The organism is Acinetobacter sp. 18QD2AZ41W, from assembly GCF_009829025.1.
GTDB classification, from domain to species: Bacteria; Pseudomonadota; Gammaproteobacteria; order Pseudomonadales; family Moraxellaceae; genus Acinetobacter; species Acinetobacter pseudolwoffii.
The window spans coordinates 1-274 of sequence record NZ_WURP01000080.1; the positions used below are offsets into that span (position 1 = coordinate 1).

The window sequence follows — 274 nt, forward strand, 5'->3', positions numbered from 1 at the left end:
ACATACACTTGGTAAGCCGAATCGCCTTGATCACCTTTTTGCGCCGCAACCCAGTCTTCAGCTGAAAGTGGGGTATCACCTTCTTTTACAGTCGTTAAATAGATCTCGTAAAGTGAATCACCCTTCAATGATGCCAACCAGTCTTCTTTACTGAGTGGTGTTTCACCTTCAGCTAATGTGCTGAGATAAATGTCATAAGCAGATGCACCATTGGTACCTTTTAATGACTCAAGCCATTTCTCTTCTGTCAGTGCGGTTACACCTTCTGCCAAGC

At 44.2% G+C, this 274-nt stretch carries 1 protein-coding gene; it reads right to left on the reverse strand.

Annotated elements, in window-relative coordinates; all coding sequences use genetic code 11:
• On the reverse strand, window positions 1-274 hold a 274-nt coding region (locus tag GVV58_RS15360; RefSeq protein WP_216070549.1), incomplete at both ends, for a hypothetical protein.